This window comes from Alteromonas sp. AO-Serp, from assembly GCF_017849675.1.
Classification (GTDB): domain Bacteria; phylum Pseudomonadota; class Gammaproteobacteria; order Enterobacterales; family Alteromonadaceae; genus Alteromonas; species Alteromonas macleodii.
In genome coordinates, this window is sequence record NZ_JAFLMX010000013.1 from 1 (window position 1) to 16,724 (window position 16,724).

A 16,724-nucleotide genomic window follows, 5' to 3' on the forward strand; every position below is an offset into this window, starting at 1 on the left:
AGATGTGTATTAGAGTCAGGTATCTACCAATGTTCATTGCGTCATCATCACACCGTAATCCGACAGCCATTGATTGACCGTTTTGAATAATTTGCGAGTAAGCTTGTGTTTTTCCAGCAAGTGCCGGAAGTTCATAATGGTAGTACGGTCTGGAATTGCTTTATCACGTCCAGCAATTGAGACCACGGCAACAGGTTGTCCATCCGAGATAAGAAAATCTCTTTTCTCGTCTGGCGGCGTTTGCTTGAAAACTCGCTATCTGCAAAGGTGAACTGATGGCTCATAGACGTTAATGGCTGTGATTTAATGTACTGCTATGATCTCACATCAGGGACTTATTCGCATCTTCCCTAGAAATCATACTGGCAGGTTTTGGGTATAGTGAAGAAAAGCTGAAAGAAGTTAGCACTGAAATTCCCTATGATGTCGTGAAGCCAATCTCTAACACTATCAATTAAGAAATAACGGACATTGGCTTATAATTTTCTGTAAGGTGGTAAGCCCCCAATCTTCAAGATATAGTGCAAACTTTATTTGATTGTTATCTTCCATAAATTATTTCCGTCTTCGCTGCAAACTTTGGCCTAGGTTATCTTCTGTTCGACTGACCTTGTTTACAATATCTTTCAATGCAATTTCTGATTCAGTAATGATTGCCTGGCTAACTTCTCGCTTAAGAATTTTCAGGTCAATAACCTGACTCTTAACCCACTGTGCTCTGATTTTGAGATTCAAAATAGTCTCTTCCAATCTTTTTATTTCAGATTGCTTTTCGTCGATACCGACTGACAGTTCCTTATTTTGGGTTTGTATGTGATTAGTCTGGCGAATTGCCTGTGTAAGTTTCCTCTTAACGAAGGCTTCTTTCTCAAGGTGTTTTCTGTTGTAAATGTTTCTTGTCTGGCCTCTTTTGAAGCCCCAGTTCTTAAAAATCGAGAATGCAATATCCTGTATTTTTTCAAAATTTGGATTGAGTCGGTTAGTTTTTCCATTGCCATCTTTACCTTTTTTATAGAGATGACGCAAAGGCGCATACATTTTCTTGGAAGAAAAGGAAAAATTTATAAACTGAACATGTGCATGGATATTGCGAATAAAGGAACCTTTCTTTGTTTCGATTTCACTTTGAGTATTTTTCTTATCCGAGCTTGCGCAGTCACCAATACTTGGCATTTCGTTCTCGAATCTACCCTCATCAAGATGGATATCGAATCCTAAAGGTTCGAAATGGAATGTTTTCTTTATTGCTAGTGCGTACATCTTGAGCTTTTCAATAAAAGCTTCAAGCACCCGTTTAGCAGTGTATTTCCGTTCCAGCTTCGAGTACTGGCTTTCGCTAAGTGATACAACATGTTCGAACAATACATTGCTATCACAGCGAATCTTTTTTCCGGTAACCTGTTTGTGACGTAACATCATCACTTCAAGAGCTTCCGTGCAGGACGAAGCACCATGAAAGTAAAAGCCTTTATTGAATTTACTGAATTCGGAATAGACGTTTTGTGAGGAAGTGAAGCCGTTTCTCTTTGAGTGAGAATGGTCAAGAACTGCATCGGCATTAGGCTTTTTAAAATACCTGCAGTGAACTGAAACGGATGGACGCGTACTGTTGCTCATTTTAATAGCTCCATTTCATCGGCAGAAAGATAATAGCTGTATTCAACTTTTACCAAAGGCTTTGCATGTTGACGCTTTAACTGTTCAACAAGCTTCTCAACTGCCAATACCTGTTTTTCATCACCAACATAAAATTTGTTCAAAGCGTCATGTCTGTAATCACGGTCATGCCAGATTATGCTTTTTTGTAATTCAGATGTGTCATGAGTATCAGAAAGAATAACGAACAGAGCTGTAACGTGGAATACAATCTTCGGGTCATCTATCTCACAATGGTTGTTGCAAAAATATTTGATAAATCCCCGAAGCCATCTTCTGTGCAGCCTCTTTGATATAAGGACACTAAGTGGCGCTGTAGAGTGAAACATACCGATAACCTCAATAAACCAATATACTTGATAGTAGCGAGTTTTGAGGCAAGAAGTTCCGGCAACCCGAAAATTTTTATATTTTCAATGATTGCCGTCCCCAATTTAGTATTTACAACTCTCAGGTCTGTTCTCTACTCTCGCACCGGCAATATTCATTTCAACTATTTGGTCTGAGCATCCTGCTGTATCGCATAGACGTACTCCATAATCTTTTGTTTCTATATCTACATTATGAAGATAAATCTCGCCATATTCCGATGTGGTTACGACTTGCAGGCTTTTATCTTCCCAACCAGTGCCTGAATCAACACTTACAAGTTCGTAATAGCCATTATTATTATCTGCGCCACCTAAAAATGTTGCCTTGTACAGTTGGCAAATTGGAATGCTTGCACCGAAGCTGTCAATGAACCAGCTTTGTTCACAAGTGTCTGTATCGCTAAGAGCAAAACTAATAGTGTTCATCTCTCCTTTCATCACAGCATCTGCAAAAGCGATAGCTGCCATTACATCAGGTACACCAGTGCCACATCTGCTTCCGTCACAAGAAGAGCCTAAAACCTCACCTCTGGCTGTTGCTTTTAGCGCCTGCTTAATAAGCTCTGGACTTGCCCCAGTCATTGATTTAATTGCGGTCGCAAGACCTGCTACGAGAGGTGAAGAGAATGAAGTTCCGTCCCAGAAACAGGCAAACTGAGAGTCGCCTTCTTCACATGGTGCTGCAATCCAGTCTCCTGCAGTAACAAGGTCTAGACCATCACCATAGTTAGAGAACCACTCAAGTTCACCGTCTTTATCCACAGAACCAACAGAAATTACACCCTCACAGTTGGCTGGTGCAGAGTGTGCCGAAGGCATCGTTTCGTTTCCTGATGACGCTACTATTACCCAGCCTGCTGATATTGCCCGTGAGATGGGCTCCTGTACATATTCTGGGCAACCGTTTTCCGCCAAAGCTCCAATGCTCAAATTGATAACGCCTGGGTTACCTGAATAAGGTTCGATTCCAGCAAACTGTTTACCCAGCAGGTATTCTATGTTGTTTACGGCGTCTGACATGAATCCTATTCCGCAGGTCATAACACGTCCCGCATACAGATTCACATTGTTAGTAATCCCCGCTCCAGCCATATTATTGTTCATTTGCGCAGCGACTGTTCCCGCTACACCAACCCCATGACCATTGCAAATTCCCTGTTCAAGCGAAAGAGGGTTGGGACGGAAATCCGCATGAGGCTCCTGACGGTCACCATCTTTTTCCAGCGCAGTCGTTGAAAAACTTGCACCCCCAGTGAAAATCACATCTTTGTTGTCGAAGAATGAAGAGTCCATAATCCAGACGTCTACCTTTTCGCCATCATTAAAATAGTTGCTTCCTTCCCAAGCTTCAATAACATTCATGCCTAGCTTACTTTCATTGCTGCTGCCAAGGTAGAATTCCTGCCTGATAAAGTCGTTATCGTTAACGGCTGGAGTCCCTTTCTGGTGGATTTCCAAATCGGCCTCGACTAAGCCAAAACGCCCGTCCTCAGTCAGTGCTTTCGCTACTTCTCTGGCATCGTAACCCAAGCCATCAAGAGTGATAATTTCCATCCCTGAAGATCTGTGTACAGATTTGGCCGTTACTACATCGTTAGCAACTGACTTCTTTGTATTGGAGTCAATTGTATAGTTGCCTATGCACCAACTGCTTTTGCCATCAGGTGTGGGAACACAGCCTGACATTGAAGGAGTCGCTTTCTGTGTCGCGACTTCTGACTTCACAGTGTTCGCTTTAGGCGTGATCACCAAACGAACTTCTTCACCAGCATCTACTGAGAAAGTCACTGCTGAGATTACGCTCACAAATACCGAAGTTAAAACTGATTTCATTTTCATGTTGATTTCCTTACTCTGCTGCCTGGCATGATGCGCTGCTCTGAGTCAGTTGCGCCATAAATTGATATTCATTGTTGAAAGTCCAAACCCACTCCGTTGAGTAAGCCCCCATCTGCGCATTACCTATAAACTGTGATAGAAGTAGCCCACTTTCTTTATCCAAACTAACTACCCCTAATGGGAGTTCAGGCACCGTGCCTGATGCCAGTGATACCAACTCTTCTAATACTGAATTCACAGGAATAACGAAATCACCTGAAAGCGCCAGAATGTCATCTGTCTTAGCTCTTACCTCAGTTTCGGTGATAGTGCTGTCGAGATAACTGTTAACTACCTCACTGCGAGCATTGCTGAAGTTGATCAAATCTGCGCGAGTGGTCAGATTCAAATTCACCGGAAATACCGGAATATTTGCAGTAGGCACTCCTTTCATCTTCAGAATCTTCTTAAGACGCTTGAATAATTCGCGTTCCGGCTCAAGGTTTATAAAGGTCCCTGCTCCCCAGGCAGCAATTTCGTAATTAGCCAACGCCTTTTCACCAGAACTGTTGACCAAGCTTGTGCCAATTGTGTAAGAGTCGGTTTGCCCTGCACTGTCGGTAAAAGTAACAACGATTTCATCGCTACCGTCGTTTTCCAACTCTGGTACAGCAATGTTAATCATCGCGCCGTTCGCACTAATGTCGCTGATTGAAACGGATAAGGCGGCTGGCAATAATTCTTCAACGGTAGCGGATACGTCACCATTCGCACCTGTAAATGAGACAGAAAGATCAGTAGACGTATTTTCAGCAAGTGAAATCGCCGTATTCTGCGTTGTTACTTTAAAGGCCGTCGGCTGCGGGGTGCCTGCATTGGTTCCGCCATCGTCTGGGGTTTGTGGGACATTCGAGTTACTGCTACCGCCTCCGCCACATGCGGTAAGTAGCATTGCTGACATCAACGTGAATGAAGCAACGCTAAAAATTTTGGCAGGTGCGTATGATAAATCGTGAGAGTCTTTCATATTATCTCCGGTTGAGTGAGACGACAGGCACGATGCCGTGCGTCAATACCGGAGTTATTTTCCAGATATATCCGCAGCCAGATTGCGGATACAAAGTTTTCATGAACTTTTTTTGAAATATTGCGTTTTTTGTTTATCCGCAACCTGACTGCGGATGGCTCAGGCATAAAAGGGTGTCTTACAGCAAGCATGCTTTGAGTCACTCATGACCTCAGCAGCAGCGCATAAAAAACTAAGCCAACGACAATACCGAAGTTTATATCATTTTTATCCGAAGCTAGATTGCGGATACTCAGCTTTCTGAAACTTGAAAAAAATACTGAGTTTTTTGTCTATCCGCAATCAGGGTGCGGATAGCTCAGTAATATAGGTCGGGTTAAATACAGACAACATACCCGGAGACACACATGGCCTTAGCTACAGCAAATAAAACCCAGATCCTCAACGCATACTTCGAAACATTCAGTACAGATATAAAGCAAAAGATGCTTGATGGTACAAATCAAAATGAAAAGCTTGCACTTTGCCTTGCGCATTATAAAGGCTGGCTGGATCTGAGTGATGATTTAACTGATATCGTAGATTGCAAGACGATAGAAGACTCAAAGGCACTATTTGGGCTCATTATGATAAACCTGTACATGCCGGTTACAAATACCGTTCTTGACGAAATCAGAACGGTTGGAGCGTCAATGGCGAAAGGTTATCAGGATGTGACTTTTGATAACTTTGTTTCTGATACCAGAAGACTCTTTAAAAGAGCCAACCATCAAAATGGTTTTGCATTTGATAAGTTTGCAATGTTATGTGGCCCCGAAATATTGTTTGGCGAAGACTCTCCGTCTGACTTCAATGTTGTGTGTCCGTTTTCCGGCGAGATCACCGAATATCCTTTGCACACTCAAAAAGTAAATTCAGAGCGGGCTGTAAAGAGATTGGGCAAGGTAGAAGTTGAAGATCTTTTTAGTAGCGGTGATAAAGAAGTCAGGGAGTTGCTTGACAATATCTGTTGGATAGAGAAGGCATACTGCTTAGAACAAAAAGTACAAAGACTACCGGCAACGGAAGCGATTGGTGAACAACTCTTTGTCGCTGCGGTAGCTGGGAGTGTTGGCTTTATAAAGTATATAGCTTCAGCCATCAGTACACATGCATTTCAGCTAGTTTTCCCTACATCCTGTACTGAATTGCGTAAGCGTCTCTTAGAGCAGGTAGAAAAAAGAACCATTGAAACTTACGAAGGTTCTGTCAGGGGCCCAAGCATCGATTGGTTTACTCACGCAGAAAGAGGGTGCAGAAGTAAATTAAAGCTTGAGCAGTCAGTCTGGGAGTTTTTACGCTGCTTCCTTGCGCGTAGCGAAGATGGGCAGATCATATTTCACGTAGATGAAAATACCACTTTTGATTTGGCTTGCTGGGAGGAGCCTGTTTTATTCGAAGATATCGAGCCAAAGCGATACATTGAAGAAATGCTGAAGCTGAACAAGCTCGAAGTGAGGAAGCCTCCATTTTCATATGTGAAAGCGGTTAAAAAGCGGCTACATGCTAAAGTTAAAGGTCAACATGGAGCAATAGAAAGTGTAGCCTCTTCGCTATCTAATCTTATTGTTAACGGCGGCGATTGCCACCTGGGTACGTCAGTATTTCTCGGCATGAGCGGTACCGGGAAAACGTATCTGGCAGAAGGTATTGCGGAAGCATTTGTAGAAGAGCTTTCTCTCGATTATCAGGTTCAGATACTTAATATGGAGCAGTACAATGACGAACGTGATGTGATGAAACTGTTTGGGGCTGGTTCTCAATATAGCGATTCAGCACTGGGTGAATTGACATTATCGGTGATGAAAAATCCAAGAACCCTTTTTGTTTTTGATGAAATTGAGAAAGCACATCCCAGTGTTATACAAGCGCTACTAACACTGCTCGACAAAGGGCAAGCCAATGACCGAACAGCTATGCGGGCCATAGATTTTTCGCTTTGTCATTTCGTTATCACAACGAATCTTGGCAGTAAGTTAATTGAGCGTTCGTCTGAAAATAACTTAGATGTCAGAGAGTTGCTTACCAATAAGAAAATAAATGGTGGACGCTCGCTGTCTCCTGAAATGGTGAACAGACTGCAGGCCGGTACTATCGCAGTTTTCAAACCTATTAGTGCTGCAACAATGCTCTCAATAGCCAAACAAACGTGCATGGTAACAAGAAAAATGGGGTCTGTGGCATGGCCTGAAAATGTTGAAGAACTGGCAGTTGCTACGCTAGGGGGAAGTGTGTCACCACGTTCACTGGCAACCCAGCTTTCGAAGCTTGAAGGGGACATTACTAATGAACTTGTAGACAAGGTTCCCGAAGGAGAGTTGCGCCTACTTAATAAAATCCGCTTTTCGAATGAAAGTTTCATGGATTCCCAGGATGTAAACGTACGAATTCTTTCGCCGCGAAAGCAACTCGAAAAGTTATCCGACAAAAACATGGACATTCACCGTCAGTTTAATGAGCGTGAATTAGCGGTTGCAGTGAAAGGTAATTTTGATGTGCTTTTGGTCGACACTGAAATGTTTTCCGGAAAGATAAGAGAAAGTATCGCTCTGCTGAAAAAGCATACCTCAAAGGTAATTGTGACCTTGGGCAACATCAATCAACAATCTGACGTTGATGATCTTGTTTCTGAAGGCTCGGTTTTCACTCACATCGCATTATCCCGAAATGCATCTTTGGATGATTACAGACAATGTCTGCAAAATATCAAGAGAATTGGTGCGCTGGCCAAATACACAGAACTCTCAATCGCGCGGAACATGAAGCCAACCTACTCCTTTGGCTATCAATTTCTTGAAGATGGCATTGAAGTGAACATGAAATCATTCCGTTGCAAGCAGATGGTAAGTACAGAAGATGCTGAGCTTCCGTTTATCAATTTCGCCGGAAAGCCGAAAGGTTCACTGGATGACGTTATTGGTCAGGACAGTGAGAAAAGCAAGCTGAGAGTGATAGTAAATGCGATGAATAGTGCAGACGTCAATGGAGATGATTGTATTTCTGTTCCAAAGGGATATCTGTTTACAGGCTTACCCGGCACAGGAAAAACTCATATGGCGCGCTGTCTGGCAGCAGAAAGTGATATGTTTTTCTTTAATGTAAACTCAGCAGACCTACTGGTTGGATGCGCAGTTTCAAATGTACAAAAATTGTTTGATGTTGCCAATCGATATGCACCATCGATGATTTTCCTTGATGAAATTGATTCGATAGCGAAAAGCAGGCAATCCGTCGGTCACTCTTCAGCTATTGTAGTCAATGCACTGCTGACTGCTATGGATGGTTTTAAACAGAATTCCGGCAAGGTATTCGTAATGGCTGCCACAAATAATCCACATGAACTGGATACCGCATTAACCAGAGCGGGGCGCTTTGAAAGATCTATTCATTTCAATCTACCCACAAAAACCTCAATTTCAGCCTGTGTAAATGAATGGTTCAAAATACGTAATTGTACACTGCCTGAAGAACTTCGAGCAGAGTTAACCTGCTTACTGCAGGGGGCCACTATTGGGAGAATTCGTGAAATCTTCAACAACTCCGTACTCTCTGCAAAGGCCGAAGGGATCGAATGGAAGCCCACTATGCTCATTGAGGCAGTGCGTTCGGCAAAGCTGGGAGTGGTGACCCAGACCGCAAAACAATCAAGACAGCAACTGAAATATACAGCTTATCATGAAGTTGGACATTTAATTGCGCATAAACTGTTGCTGCCAGACATTCCTGTTGATTTTGTGTCGATTCAACCTCGCGGGGCGGCTTTAGGCATGGTTGTACCCGGTAGTTCAGATGCTGAACCGCTGCTTTCCCGCAGTCGGGTTAAAGCGTATTTGCAGGTGTTTCTTGCGGGAATAGCTGCTGAGCATATGTTGGGATTAGTTGGGGACGAACAAACTGTTGGCGGCGCTGACGACAGAAGAAAAGCGACGGCCTTGGCCAAAAAGGCGATTGTTCAATGGGGAATGTCAGATTCGTTTGGATTCGCTATGCTTTCTGAGCTTGAGACAGAAAGTCAACACATTAATGATGAAGTTAGGAGCTGGTTGGCTGAAGCATTCTCCAATATAAGTGAATTACTTGGTGAGAACAGAGAGCTTCTCAGTGCAATCAGCGAATCTTTAGTTGAAAGAGAGCAACTGGACAGGTCGGAAATTGAAAAGCTCTTCGAGCAGCTTTATCAACCACAAATTTTGAAAGCTTCTTAACATTTTAGTGGAAAAGTATGGAAATGGATTTCTTACTTAAAATTTTACGGTTTTTTGCAAATCATAGAGATAGCCTTTGTCATAGCTGGCGATTAAGAAGGTTATCTCTATATTATAATGTTGGGTTAGATCTTCGAAATGAGGATAACCCGTATTCCCCACTACTTTGTATGCTACATCGTAAAGATATTGCACGCCATTTATATCAATTTTCCACTCTAAAAACTCTGTTTCAAGAACTTCGAGTTCCCCTTCGTAAACCCACTGACTTCTACTATCTTCTGAGTGAAGCAGTAGTTGCGATCCATCAATGAGGTCATTATCTAATAATTCTCTACTATCAAATTCCAAATCGTCCATATATTCAACCAAACCATTCTCTTCAATTGTTTCTTCCACTGCCGCTCTGAATTGATCTACTAGATCTTCATCTTGTCGACTTTTGAAAAAACAGAGTTTGAGGATGTCTTCGAGTAGGGCGGCTTCAATAAACTCATTTTTATCTTTTGCAAGGCGATATACGTTTCCAATTGATACTCCAAGGTCACTCGCAATTCTCTGAACGGACCTTTTCTGTTCAGCCTTAATTTTGCCTATAATTTTTGAAACTGGAGAGATAAGGAGTGGCTTGATGTTTACCAAACATTTTTCGCAAACAAACAAGGCCAGTTCGAATGTCTTTTGCCTTTCTCCAAGAATAGGGCCGTATCGCTTTGTTGTATTTGTACTGGCGTAAATGTTGTAGCCAGTTCGTTGAGTAACTTTCCACTGGTCTCCAGGAACTACTGACGCTCTGTCACTTTCTTCATGTACACATCTATGTTTGAACCAGCAAAATCCTCTGCTAAGTTCGGCCTGATTTATAATCGAGTCAAAATCGTTTCGCAGCCTCGACTCAAGCTCACTTTGAGTTATCGCGAAAGGTGACACCTTTTTATTGGAACCATTTCCGGCGTTATCATCTACTGGAGGGTAACCAAAGTACCCGAAACCTTTTGAACCTCTGCTAACTCCATTAACTTTAAAGTGAGCCAACTTATCCTGTGTTGCCTGAGAAGGCAGGTAGTAACTATCTTGATTCAATCGATATATTGTTGCTATACCAACACCAAGCTTCCCTTCACTTTCCAAAGATATAAATGTCTGGGACGGGTTTTCAGTTCTCCATTTGTCTAGCCAATCCTTAACACTGTCCCCTATTTCCCATTGCATGAATAATCCTTAAATCAGTATTTTTATCAAGTTGTGAAATTAGTTTTTTCGCTATTTGATAGTGAGTGTACCTCATTTAATCTGCCCATGTCTTCAACAAACGAGAGCAAAGCAAATGAAAAAGAATTCCAAATCCGATAACTATGAGTTCAACAAGCTACATCTCGCTGTCAAAAAAATAAGTGCTGCTTATGGGGTTAGCGAGCATCAGGTAATCAGCAGATTACAAGAAATAGTCGTCTTTGGTGTTTCTAAATCATCTTTAGGCACAGAGAGAATTATAGACCTGTGGGATGACCATTGTGCCAACGATTTTGAATATGACTGCGAAGAAATCGGATTAGTAGCGTAAGTCGAAACTGGGCTTTATTAGTTTTTGAAAGGGGACGAAGAGTATGAATCAGTCAGAACGCAGAAGAAGCATTGAGAACCATCATCTTTCAACGAAGGTTCCGGTTACAATCCCTGAATTGTCACGTGTTTTCAATGTTTCAGAGAACACTATCAAAGCAGATATGATAGCGCTTGAAGTGCTGAACGTTGCATATTGCCTTAACCCAAATGGTAAGCCACAAAAATGGTGTGCTGTGAAGCCAACAAATAAGATGACAATGTCAATCGAGCTGGCCTATGCGCTTAAGCAGGTAGCTGTAACGGCTAAGATTGCCTTGCCAGCTGCACTTTTTGAGCAAATACAGGAAGTATTTGACGAGGCAAATGATTCGTATCTTAGCAAGCACAAGTCTAACCACCAAAGTAAGGTAGTAAGATTTGAGAGAGGGACATCGCAAATAGATTTTGCAAAACACCTTCATTTGGGAAATATAAGTGCAGAAGTACTGGAGTCAGTGAAGTCAGCAATATTTTCAGAAGAAAGTATTTCCATTGTCAGTGGTAACATTGAACAGACTTTGACTGGCTTAGTGGTCAGGGAATTTGACAATAAACTGATTCTCGAGGGTAAAAGAGTGGGTTTAGGAATGGGAGTCGTGAGAATCTCCTTGCGAGAAATTACCGCTGCCAGAGTGGTTCCACCTTTTACCGATTTTCATGAAAGAAGAGCAGCTTGAGTTTGATTACATTTTACCAAAACCGAACTGACAGCACTGACATCAGCTCCAAAAGTCAGGTTTGTCAGTTTAACACTGATCAAAAAAACAGTTATAAATTGAATTTTTGGGTTTTTTATGTGATATTGAGTCACACAATATTCCCATTTTAAAATTCATGAACGAAAAGCAACTGTTGACCAAACTTCTCGAAATTTATGATCAAAAATTTCTGGCAAGTTATCTTAAAGAAAAAGTTGGTAGCTCTTTGTGCAGAGAGACTATCAACCGCTGGGTTAAAGGTAAAACGGAGCCGTCGGTGACGCATGCGGAGTATATTGCTCTGACTGAGTTATTGCCAAAGCCTGCCGTAACATCTAAAACCAGTGAATTTAGGTTCATAGATTTGTTTGCCGGAATAGGCGGAATTCGTAAAGGATTCGAAGACCAGGGCGGGTTGTGTGTTTTTACCAGTGAATGGAATAAATATGCGGTTAAAACATACAAAGCTAATTACGGAAATGATGAAGAGCACGTATTCAATGAAGATATCCGGAGCATCACTCTGTCTGACCAGGGTGATATCTCCGAGCAAGAAGCTTACGACAGTATCAGAAAAAACATTCCCGAACATGATGTCCTGTTAGCAGGTTTTCCTTGCCAGCCATTCTCTATTGCTGGAGTCTCGAAGAAAAACTCACTCGGAAGAGCTCATGGATTTGAGTGTAACACACAGGGTACTTTATTTTTCGATGTAGCCAGAATTATCGCTGCACACAGACCAAAAGCTTTTGTTCTTGAAAACGTAAAGAACCTGAAGTCGCATGACAAAGGGCGAACTTTCAAAGTTATTATGGAGGCACTTGATGAGCTTGGGTATGAAGTCGCAGACAGCACGTTCGAAGGAAAAGACCCTAAAATAATAGATGGTCAGCATTTTACACCTCAACACAGAGAGCGGATTGTATTGGTTGGCTTCCGAAGAGATCTAGGCATTCATGAGGGATTTTCTTTAAAGAACATCGATAGTCTTATACCCAGAAAGAAACCTGCTTTGGGTGACATTCTTGATGAAGAAGTTGATGATAAGTATATCCTTACTCCCAAGTTGTGGAAGTACCTGTTTGATTATGCGCAAAAACATAAAGAAAAGGGTAACGGATTTGGTTTCGGTCTGGTTAACGAAAACAGCATTGCGAGAACGCTATCAGCAAGGTACTACAAAGATGGATCTGAGATTCTCGTTGATCGTGGATGGGATTTTTCTAAAGATTTTGAAGATGAAAAAAACCTTGAAAACCGTCCCCGCAGACTTACTCCTACTGAATGTGCAAGACTGATGGGCTTCACAGTTAAAGGTCAGGATAAATTTATAATTCCAGTGTCAGATACTCAGGCATATAAACAGTTTGGTAACTCTGTCGTAGTTCCTGTATTCAGTGCAGTGGCTGAATTAATGAAGCCTTATATTCTCAAAGCTATTCAGGCTGATAACCAGAAAGTAGCCGCAGCATAAAAATGGTTGATATTCACTCTCCTAAAACCCGAAGCAGCAACATGAGGGCAATTAGGGGAGTGAATACGAAACCGGAATTAATTGTTCGGAAGCTTCTTCACAGTAGTGGTTACCGATTCCGCATTACTCCTAATCATCTACCCTCTAAGCCAGATATTTATCTTCCAAAACATAAGGCTTGTGTTTTGATTAACGGATGTTTCTGGCATGGTCACAATTGTCATCTTTTCAAATGGCCCAAAACCAATCCTCAGTTTTGGCAATCTAAAATTTCTGATACGATTCAACGCGATAATAAAAATATTAGATTATTACGTGAGTACGGCCTGAAAACGTTAATAGTTTGGGAATGTGCTTTAAAAGGAAAACTTAGATTGCCTCAGCCTGTGGCGATACAACTGATTGAGCGATGGATACATCATTCGCAGCAGGATTACGAGTTGGATTCAAATGGATTGAAGCAATGTAACCGATGAGACTTATCAGATGGATTTGGCCGCTATACAAAATAACCTATACGAACTTGGCGCAGAGCGGATAATAGTTAAGCAACTTGCTAACAATGACAATACTAAACAACAGGTTTACCTGGGCGGAAGCTTTGAAGTAATTCAGCTCTTGCCCAGCGGAGAAATCTATTCGAGTGGAATGAGTAGTAAGGGTCCAATTTTCAAAGCCTCTCTGACATTTTACTGGATGACTCCGGATGGAAAGGTCGAGCTGGCCCCAGGCGCTCAGCTAATCCTTTACCCTAAATACCCGGAAGTGCGGTTCAGCGGGTTTCTCAAAGGCTGCAAATCCTCTCCGAGCCACCTTATGCAACCTCCCACAAAAGTCGAAAGAACGGAGAGGGCGGATAAAAATCGTATCCTGTTTTTAGGTATCTGCGAAGACAGGATAATTGGTTATGTAACCCACTGGGATGACCCTGTAACACATGAACTTAATGACAAAATAAATGCAGGGCAACTTTCTCTTGTAGCATCCGTTTTTTACTCTCTTGAAGAAAAAGTTGATACTCGTACAGATCTCCTCAATAAATTAATACAAATCCACAAAGCTGGATTGGTTCCTTCTCAAAGAATTAAAGATGGAAAAATTATTCCTTATGAAGCCATGAATGGAGCCGGGTTTACTCTTGAGAGCCTTTTCGGTATTTCTCCGAATGGTATTGCCGAGCCTGATTATGAGGACTGGGAGTTAAAAGCGCATTCGGGCAGTGTTGTGACGCTAATGACACCTGAACCTGACGTTGGGTTGTATCTGGATGATCTCGAAGTTTTTCTTCGTCAGTATGGATGGTCCAGAAATTCTGAAAGGCTTGATTTTGCAAGTATCCATAAAACAAACATTGTAAACGAAAGAACCAGATTAAAACTTGTTATGGAAGGTTACGATGCCACGCGGCAGGAAATAACAGATCCTGATGGGGGTCTGCATCTTGTAGACAGCGAGGGAAACCTGGCTGCAGGATGGAGTTTTAGCAAAATATTAGAGCATTGGAAGAGAAAACATTCACGTACCTGTTTCGTTTCATATTCAAAGCATGTCGATGGTTCAGTCTTTTATCAGTTTGGTCCAGGTGTTCGTCTGGCCGAGGGCGCAGGAATAAAGAATTACCTTAGTTCACTCTATAGCCAAGCTGTTTATTACGATCCCGGGATAAATATGAAGCTGAACAATGGAAAATGGAAGTCGAAAAAAAGAAATCAATTCAGAACGAAGTGGAAAGACATTGAAGCATTGTACGACAAGGTTACTGATTTAAAGCTGGATGAACTCTAAGATGTGTCGTAAAACCAGGTTAACAAATCATCTTATTGACATTCTCTGGGCAGGCGCACATAACAAAAAGAAAAAACCAAGGCCTGCACGTCATGTCAAAGGCAGGGATTTCATAAAAAATGAATATGAAGATGCATTTTTCAACCGAGTCATCGGCTTCAGAGGTGAACTGAATTATCTTCAGAGAGCGCACAGTTTTAAAAATACCTTGGCCGGAGGGTGGTTTATTCCATACAAATGGGCAGAGGAGCCTGATTACACCAAAAGTGCCGCATATGTGACAGTACTTCCCGAGATAAATGACAGATACTCGTTTTTATATGAAGTGTTAAGGAAAGCGCTTCCTGAAATAAATTTCTTTGTTCTGACATATTCACCCAATACTGATAATTTTGCCCCGAATTTTAAAAGCTATATGTTTAAGGGAAACAGATTTGTATCCTGTGCGGTAGATTCTCTTCTAGGAAACTTTCAAATCAAGGGTAAAGATTATCAACTCGACTCATTTAGTAAAGATATGCCTGAAGTACCTGAAGAAATAAGAAGCGAGGCATACAAAAGGCTCTATATTGAAGAGGTTGAGGAAGAAATATATGAATCAATAGTGTTCGACAGACTCTTCTTCGACGTGCTGCTTAGTGGTACTTACAAAAAAGGTAGACCAACAGACATCGATGTTATTCAACTGAACCCGTTCAAACAGGAATTGCTTTTCATTGATGTTAAAGAGAAGTATACCCACGAAGGAAAAGTAGGGATCAATCAGGATCACCTTCCTTTTTTCTTACAAATGAAAAAATGCTTTGCTGAAGTGGATGGTTGGAAATTTGACAGTAGATAACTACTTCGCCTTACCCGATCTGCAACCGACAGTTCCTTTTGTGGATGGTATCAAAAGTCCATCATAGATTTTTTCGAGGGTGAAGATGCTGGTGGTAATATTGGTCAAAATGGTTCAAGTGCGCAAAACACCAAAACCATTTCGATTGATGAAATGACGAAAATTTGATGTGTGTGGATTCTGGGTAAAGACTCTATTTTTGATATATTCAGAAGGATAGAACTGCTGATGTTTATTCATGCTTTAGGGTTTAGATGGTGGAGATAGGTACGTAATAATCCTAATAAATACAGGCTTGCTTTATGTCTGGTCAGTCTGTACTGCTAAATTATTATAACAACGGGAACGAATAAATTGATTAAGGATATACGTCACCACAAATTCGTGGGGACATTGGGTAAACGCTTGTTTGGTATCGCCGGACTTATCGCTCCGGTACTGGGAATTGTCATTGACTGGGCAGGTAAGATTGATAAGCAGAAAAATGGGACGCTAGCCTCAATCCTTGACTTCATAAAAATCCACTCGCTGTACTTTTATTTTTTAATCATAATTTGCTTAATCGTAGGTTACATACTTTCTCGCGATGGTAAAAAGATCCAATGGACGACTTTACAGAGTATGTTAGATGAGTTGCAGGAGAAATCCTACAATCTGAGTGAAGGGGATGAACATGACAAGCACAGAGTCACACTCTTTCAGTATAAAAAGTGGTGTTGGCGTAGACATGGACTAAACTTTATTGCATGGTTTAGGTCAAAAAAGAACCGAAACATTCACCCAATGTGCGGGTGGTTGATGCCTGTTCTTCGATCTAACCATCAAGGTAAAAAAACTAAAGTAGTATTTGCGATTACTGACAATAGTGATAACACAGAAGGCGTAGTAGGGCGGTGTTGGGCTTCAAATCGAGCTTTGGAAGTATCCAAACTTCCCGGAATTCAGACTTCTTCAAGTGAAGCAAACTGTGAGAAGTACGCAAAAGGAAGCTTTCTACCTCTGAATTCTGTTTTAGAGGCTAAAAAAAGAGGCAAATCCCTGCCTCGAAGTATGTATGCAATGCCAATTACTGCAAACAATGGTGATCTTTGGGGTGTTGTAATCTGGGACAGTGCTAAACCGAATGGAATCGATGTTGCGAACGCCCGAGAGGCTTTCAAAGCAGTAATGAAAACAATCAGTCATCTTACTGAGGATTTATAGCT

13 protein-coding genes and 1 pseudogene are annotated in these 16,724 nt (G+C 41.7%); 8 read left to right on the top strand and 6 right to left on the bottom strand.

The features are described 5' to 3' along the window. Positions 1-36: 36 nt before the first annotated feature. The 5 genes and pseudogenes from QVA83_RS01020 to QVA83_RS01040 form a co-directional block, all read right to left on the bottom strand. A pseudogene (locus tag QVA83_RS01020) lies at positions 37-284 on the bottom strand (IS5/IS1182 family transposase); the annotation flags it as partial. 271 nt (positions 285-555) lie between these two features. Then, entirely contained in the window at positions 556-1,617 is a 1,062-nt protein-coding gene (locus QVA83_RS01025; protein ID WP_287498016.1) for a hypothetical protein, read from the bottom strand. Beyond that, positions 1,614-1,985 carry a hypothetical protein gene (locus QVA83_RS01030; protein ID WP_287498017.1) on the bottom strand — a complete coding sequence of 124 codons (372 nt, stop codon included), beginning with the start codon at positions 1,983-1,985 and terminating at the stop codon, positions 1,614-1,616. The genes QVA83_RS01025 and QVA83_RS01030 overlap by 4 nt, the downstream gene beginning before the upstream one ends. Before the next feature lie 105 nt (positions 1,986-2,090). Then, positions 2,091-3,866: a S8 family peptidase gene (locus QVA83_RS01035; protein ID WP_287498018.1), complete on the bottom strand. Its 1,776-nt coding sequence runs from the start codon at positions 3,864-3,866 to the stop codon at positions 2,091-2,093. Positions 3,867-3,876: 10 nt separating this feature from the next. After that, positions 3,877-4,872 (bottom strand): hypothetical protein, encoded by a 996-nt coding sequence (locus QVA83_RS01040; protein ID WP_287498019.1) that lies wholly within the window; start codon positions 4,870-4,872, stop codon positions 3,877-3,879. Between the two features lie 407 nt (positions 4,873-5,279). Here QVA83_RS01040 and QVA83_RS01045 point away from each other — a divergent pair, with 407 nt between their 5' ends. Further along, positions 5,280-9,116, top strand: coding sequence for an AAA family ATPase (locus tag QVA83_RS01045; RefSeq protein ID WP_287498020.1), 3,837 nt, complete (start codon positions 5,280-5,282; stop codon positions 9,114-9,116). 36 nt (positions 9,117-9,152) lie between these two features. Here the strand turns inward: QVA83_RS01045 and QVA83_RS01050 are convergent, their stop codons facing one another. Continuing rightward, entirely contained in the window at positions 9,153-10,328 is a 1,176-nt protein-coding gene (locus QVA83_RS01050) for a TetR/AcrR family transcriptional regulator (protein ID WP_156077680.1), read from the bottom strand. A 115-nt stretch (positions 10,329-10,443) separates the two neighbouring features. On the opposite strand from QVA83_RS01050, the gene QVA83_RS01055 reads away from it, so the two are divergent. The 7 genes from QVA83_RS01055 to QVA83_RS01085 all read left to right on the top strand — a co-directional run bounded on the left by QVA83_RS01055 (position 10,444) and on the right by QVA83_RS01085 (position 16,722). Beyond that, positions 10,444-10,680 carry a hypothetical protein gene (locus QVA83_RS01055; RefSeq protein WP_075607647.1) on the top strand — a complete coding sequence of 79 codons (237 nt, stop codon included), beginning with the start codon at positions 10,444-10,446 and terminating at the stop codon, positions 10,678-10,680. A 43-nt stretch (positions 10,681-10,723) separates the two neighbouring features. Then, positions 10,724-11,398: a hypothetical protein gene (locus QVA83_RS01060; RefSeq protein WP_075607646.1), complete on the top strand. Its 675-nt coding sequence runs from the start codon at positions 10,724-10,726 to the stop codon at positions 11,396-11,398. 157 nt (positions 11,399-11,555) lie between these two features. After that, positions 11,556-12,893, top strand: coding sequence for a DNA (cytosine-5-)-methyltransferase (dcm, locus tag QVA83_RS01065; protein ID WP_156077681.1), 1,338 nt, complete (start codon positions 11,556-11,558; stop codon positions 12,891-12,893). A 2-nt stretch (positions 12,894-12,895) separates the two neighbouring features. Beyond that, the gene (locus tag QVA83_RS01070; RefSeq protein WP_156077682.1) at positions 12,896-13,369 is read left to right on the top strand and encodes a very short patch repair endonuclease; all 474 of its coding nucleotides are present in this window, start codon (positions 12,896-12,898) and stop codon (positions 13,367-13,369) included. Between the two features lie 10 nt (positions 13,370-13,379). Then, a complete protein-coding gene (locus QVA83_RS01075) occupies positions 13,380-14,678 on the top strand; it encodes an MvaI/BcnI family restriction endonuclease (RefSeq protein WP_287498021.1) in 1,299 nt (432 codons plus the stop codon). Between the two features lies 1 nt (position 14,679). Next, on the top strand, positions 14,680-15,519 hold the full coding sequence (locus tag QVA83_RS01080) for a hypothetical protein (protein WP_287498022.1): 840 nt from the start codon (positions 14,680-14,682) through the stop codon (positions 15,517-15,519). A 354-nt stretch (positions 15,520-15,873) separates the two neighbouring features. Then, positions 15,874-16,722, top strand: coding sequence for a hypothetical protein (locus QVA83_RS01085; RefSeq protein WP_156077685.1), 849 nt, complete (start codon positions 15,874-15,876; stop codon positions 16,720-16,722). Positions 16,723-16,724: the final 2 nt, after the last annotated feature.

Excerpts from the sequence above, each read along its gene's own strand:
- QVA83_RS01025 (WP_287498016.1), bottom strand. The coding sequence starts at position 1,617 with ATGAGCAACAGTACGCGTCCATCCGTTTCAGTTCACTGCAGGTATTTT.
- QVA83_RS01030 (WP_287498017.1), bottom strand. The coding sequence starts at position 1,985 with ATGTTTCACTCTACAGCGCCACTTAGTGTCCTTATATCAAAGAGGCTG.
- QVA83_RS01035 (WP_287498018.1), bottom strand. The coding sequence starts at position 3,866 with ATGAAAATGAAATCAGTTTTAACTTCGGTATTTGTGAGCGTAATCTCA.
- QVA83_RS01040 (WP_287498019.1), bottom strand. The coding sequence starts at position 4,872 with ATGAAAGACTCTCACGATTTATCATACGCACCTGCCAAAATTTTTAGC.
- QVA83_RS01045 (WP_287498020.1), top strand. The coding sequence starts at position 5,280 with ATGGCCTTAGCTACAGCAAATAAAACCCAGATCCTCAACGCATACTTC.
- QVA83_RS01050 (WP_156077680.1), bottom strand. The coding sequence starts at position 10,328 with ATGCAATGGGAAATAGGGGACAGTGTTAAGGATTGGCTAGACAAATGG.
- QVA83_RS01055 (WP_075607647.1), top strand. The coding sequence starts at position 10,444 with ATGAAAAAGAATTCCAAATCCGATAACTATGAGTTCAACAAGCTACAT.
- QVA83_RS01060 (WP_075607646.1), top strand. The coding sequence starts at position 10,724 with ATGAATCAGTCAGAACGCAGAAGAAGCATTGAGAACCATCATCTTTCA.
- dcm (WP_156077681.1), top strand. The coding sequence starts at position 11,556 with ATGAACGAAAAGCAACTGTTGACCAAACTTCTCGAAATTTATGATCAA.
- QVA83_RS01070 (WP_156077682.1), top strand. The coding sequence starts at position 12,896 with ATGGTTGATATTCACTCTCCTAAAACCCGAAGCAGCAACATGAGGGCA.
- QVA83_RS01075 (WP_287498021.1), top strand. The coding sequence starts at position 13,380 with ATGGATTTGGCCGCTATACAAAATAACCTATACGAACTTGGCGCAGAG.
- QVA83_RS01080 (WP_287498022.1), top strand. The coding sequence starts at position 14,680 with ATGTGTCGTAAAACCAGGTTAACAAATCATCTTATTGACATTCTCTGG.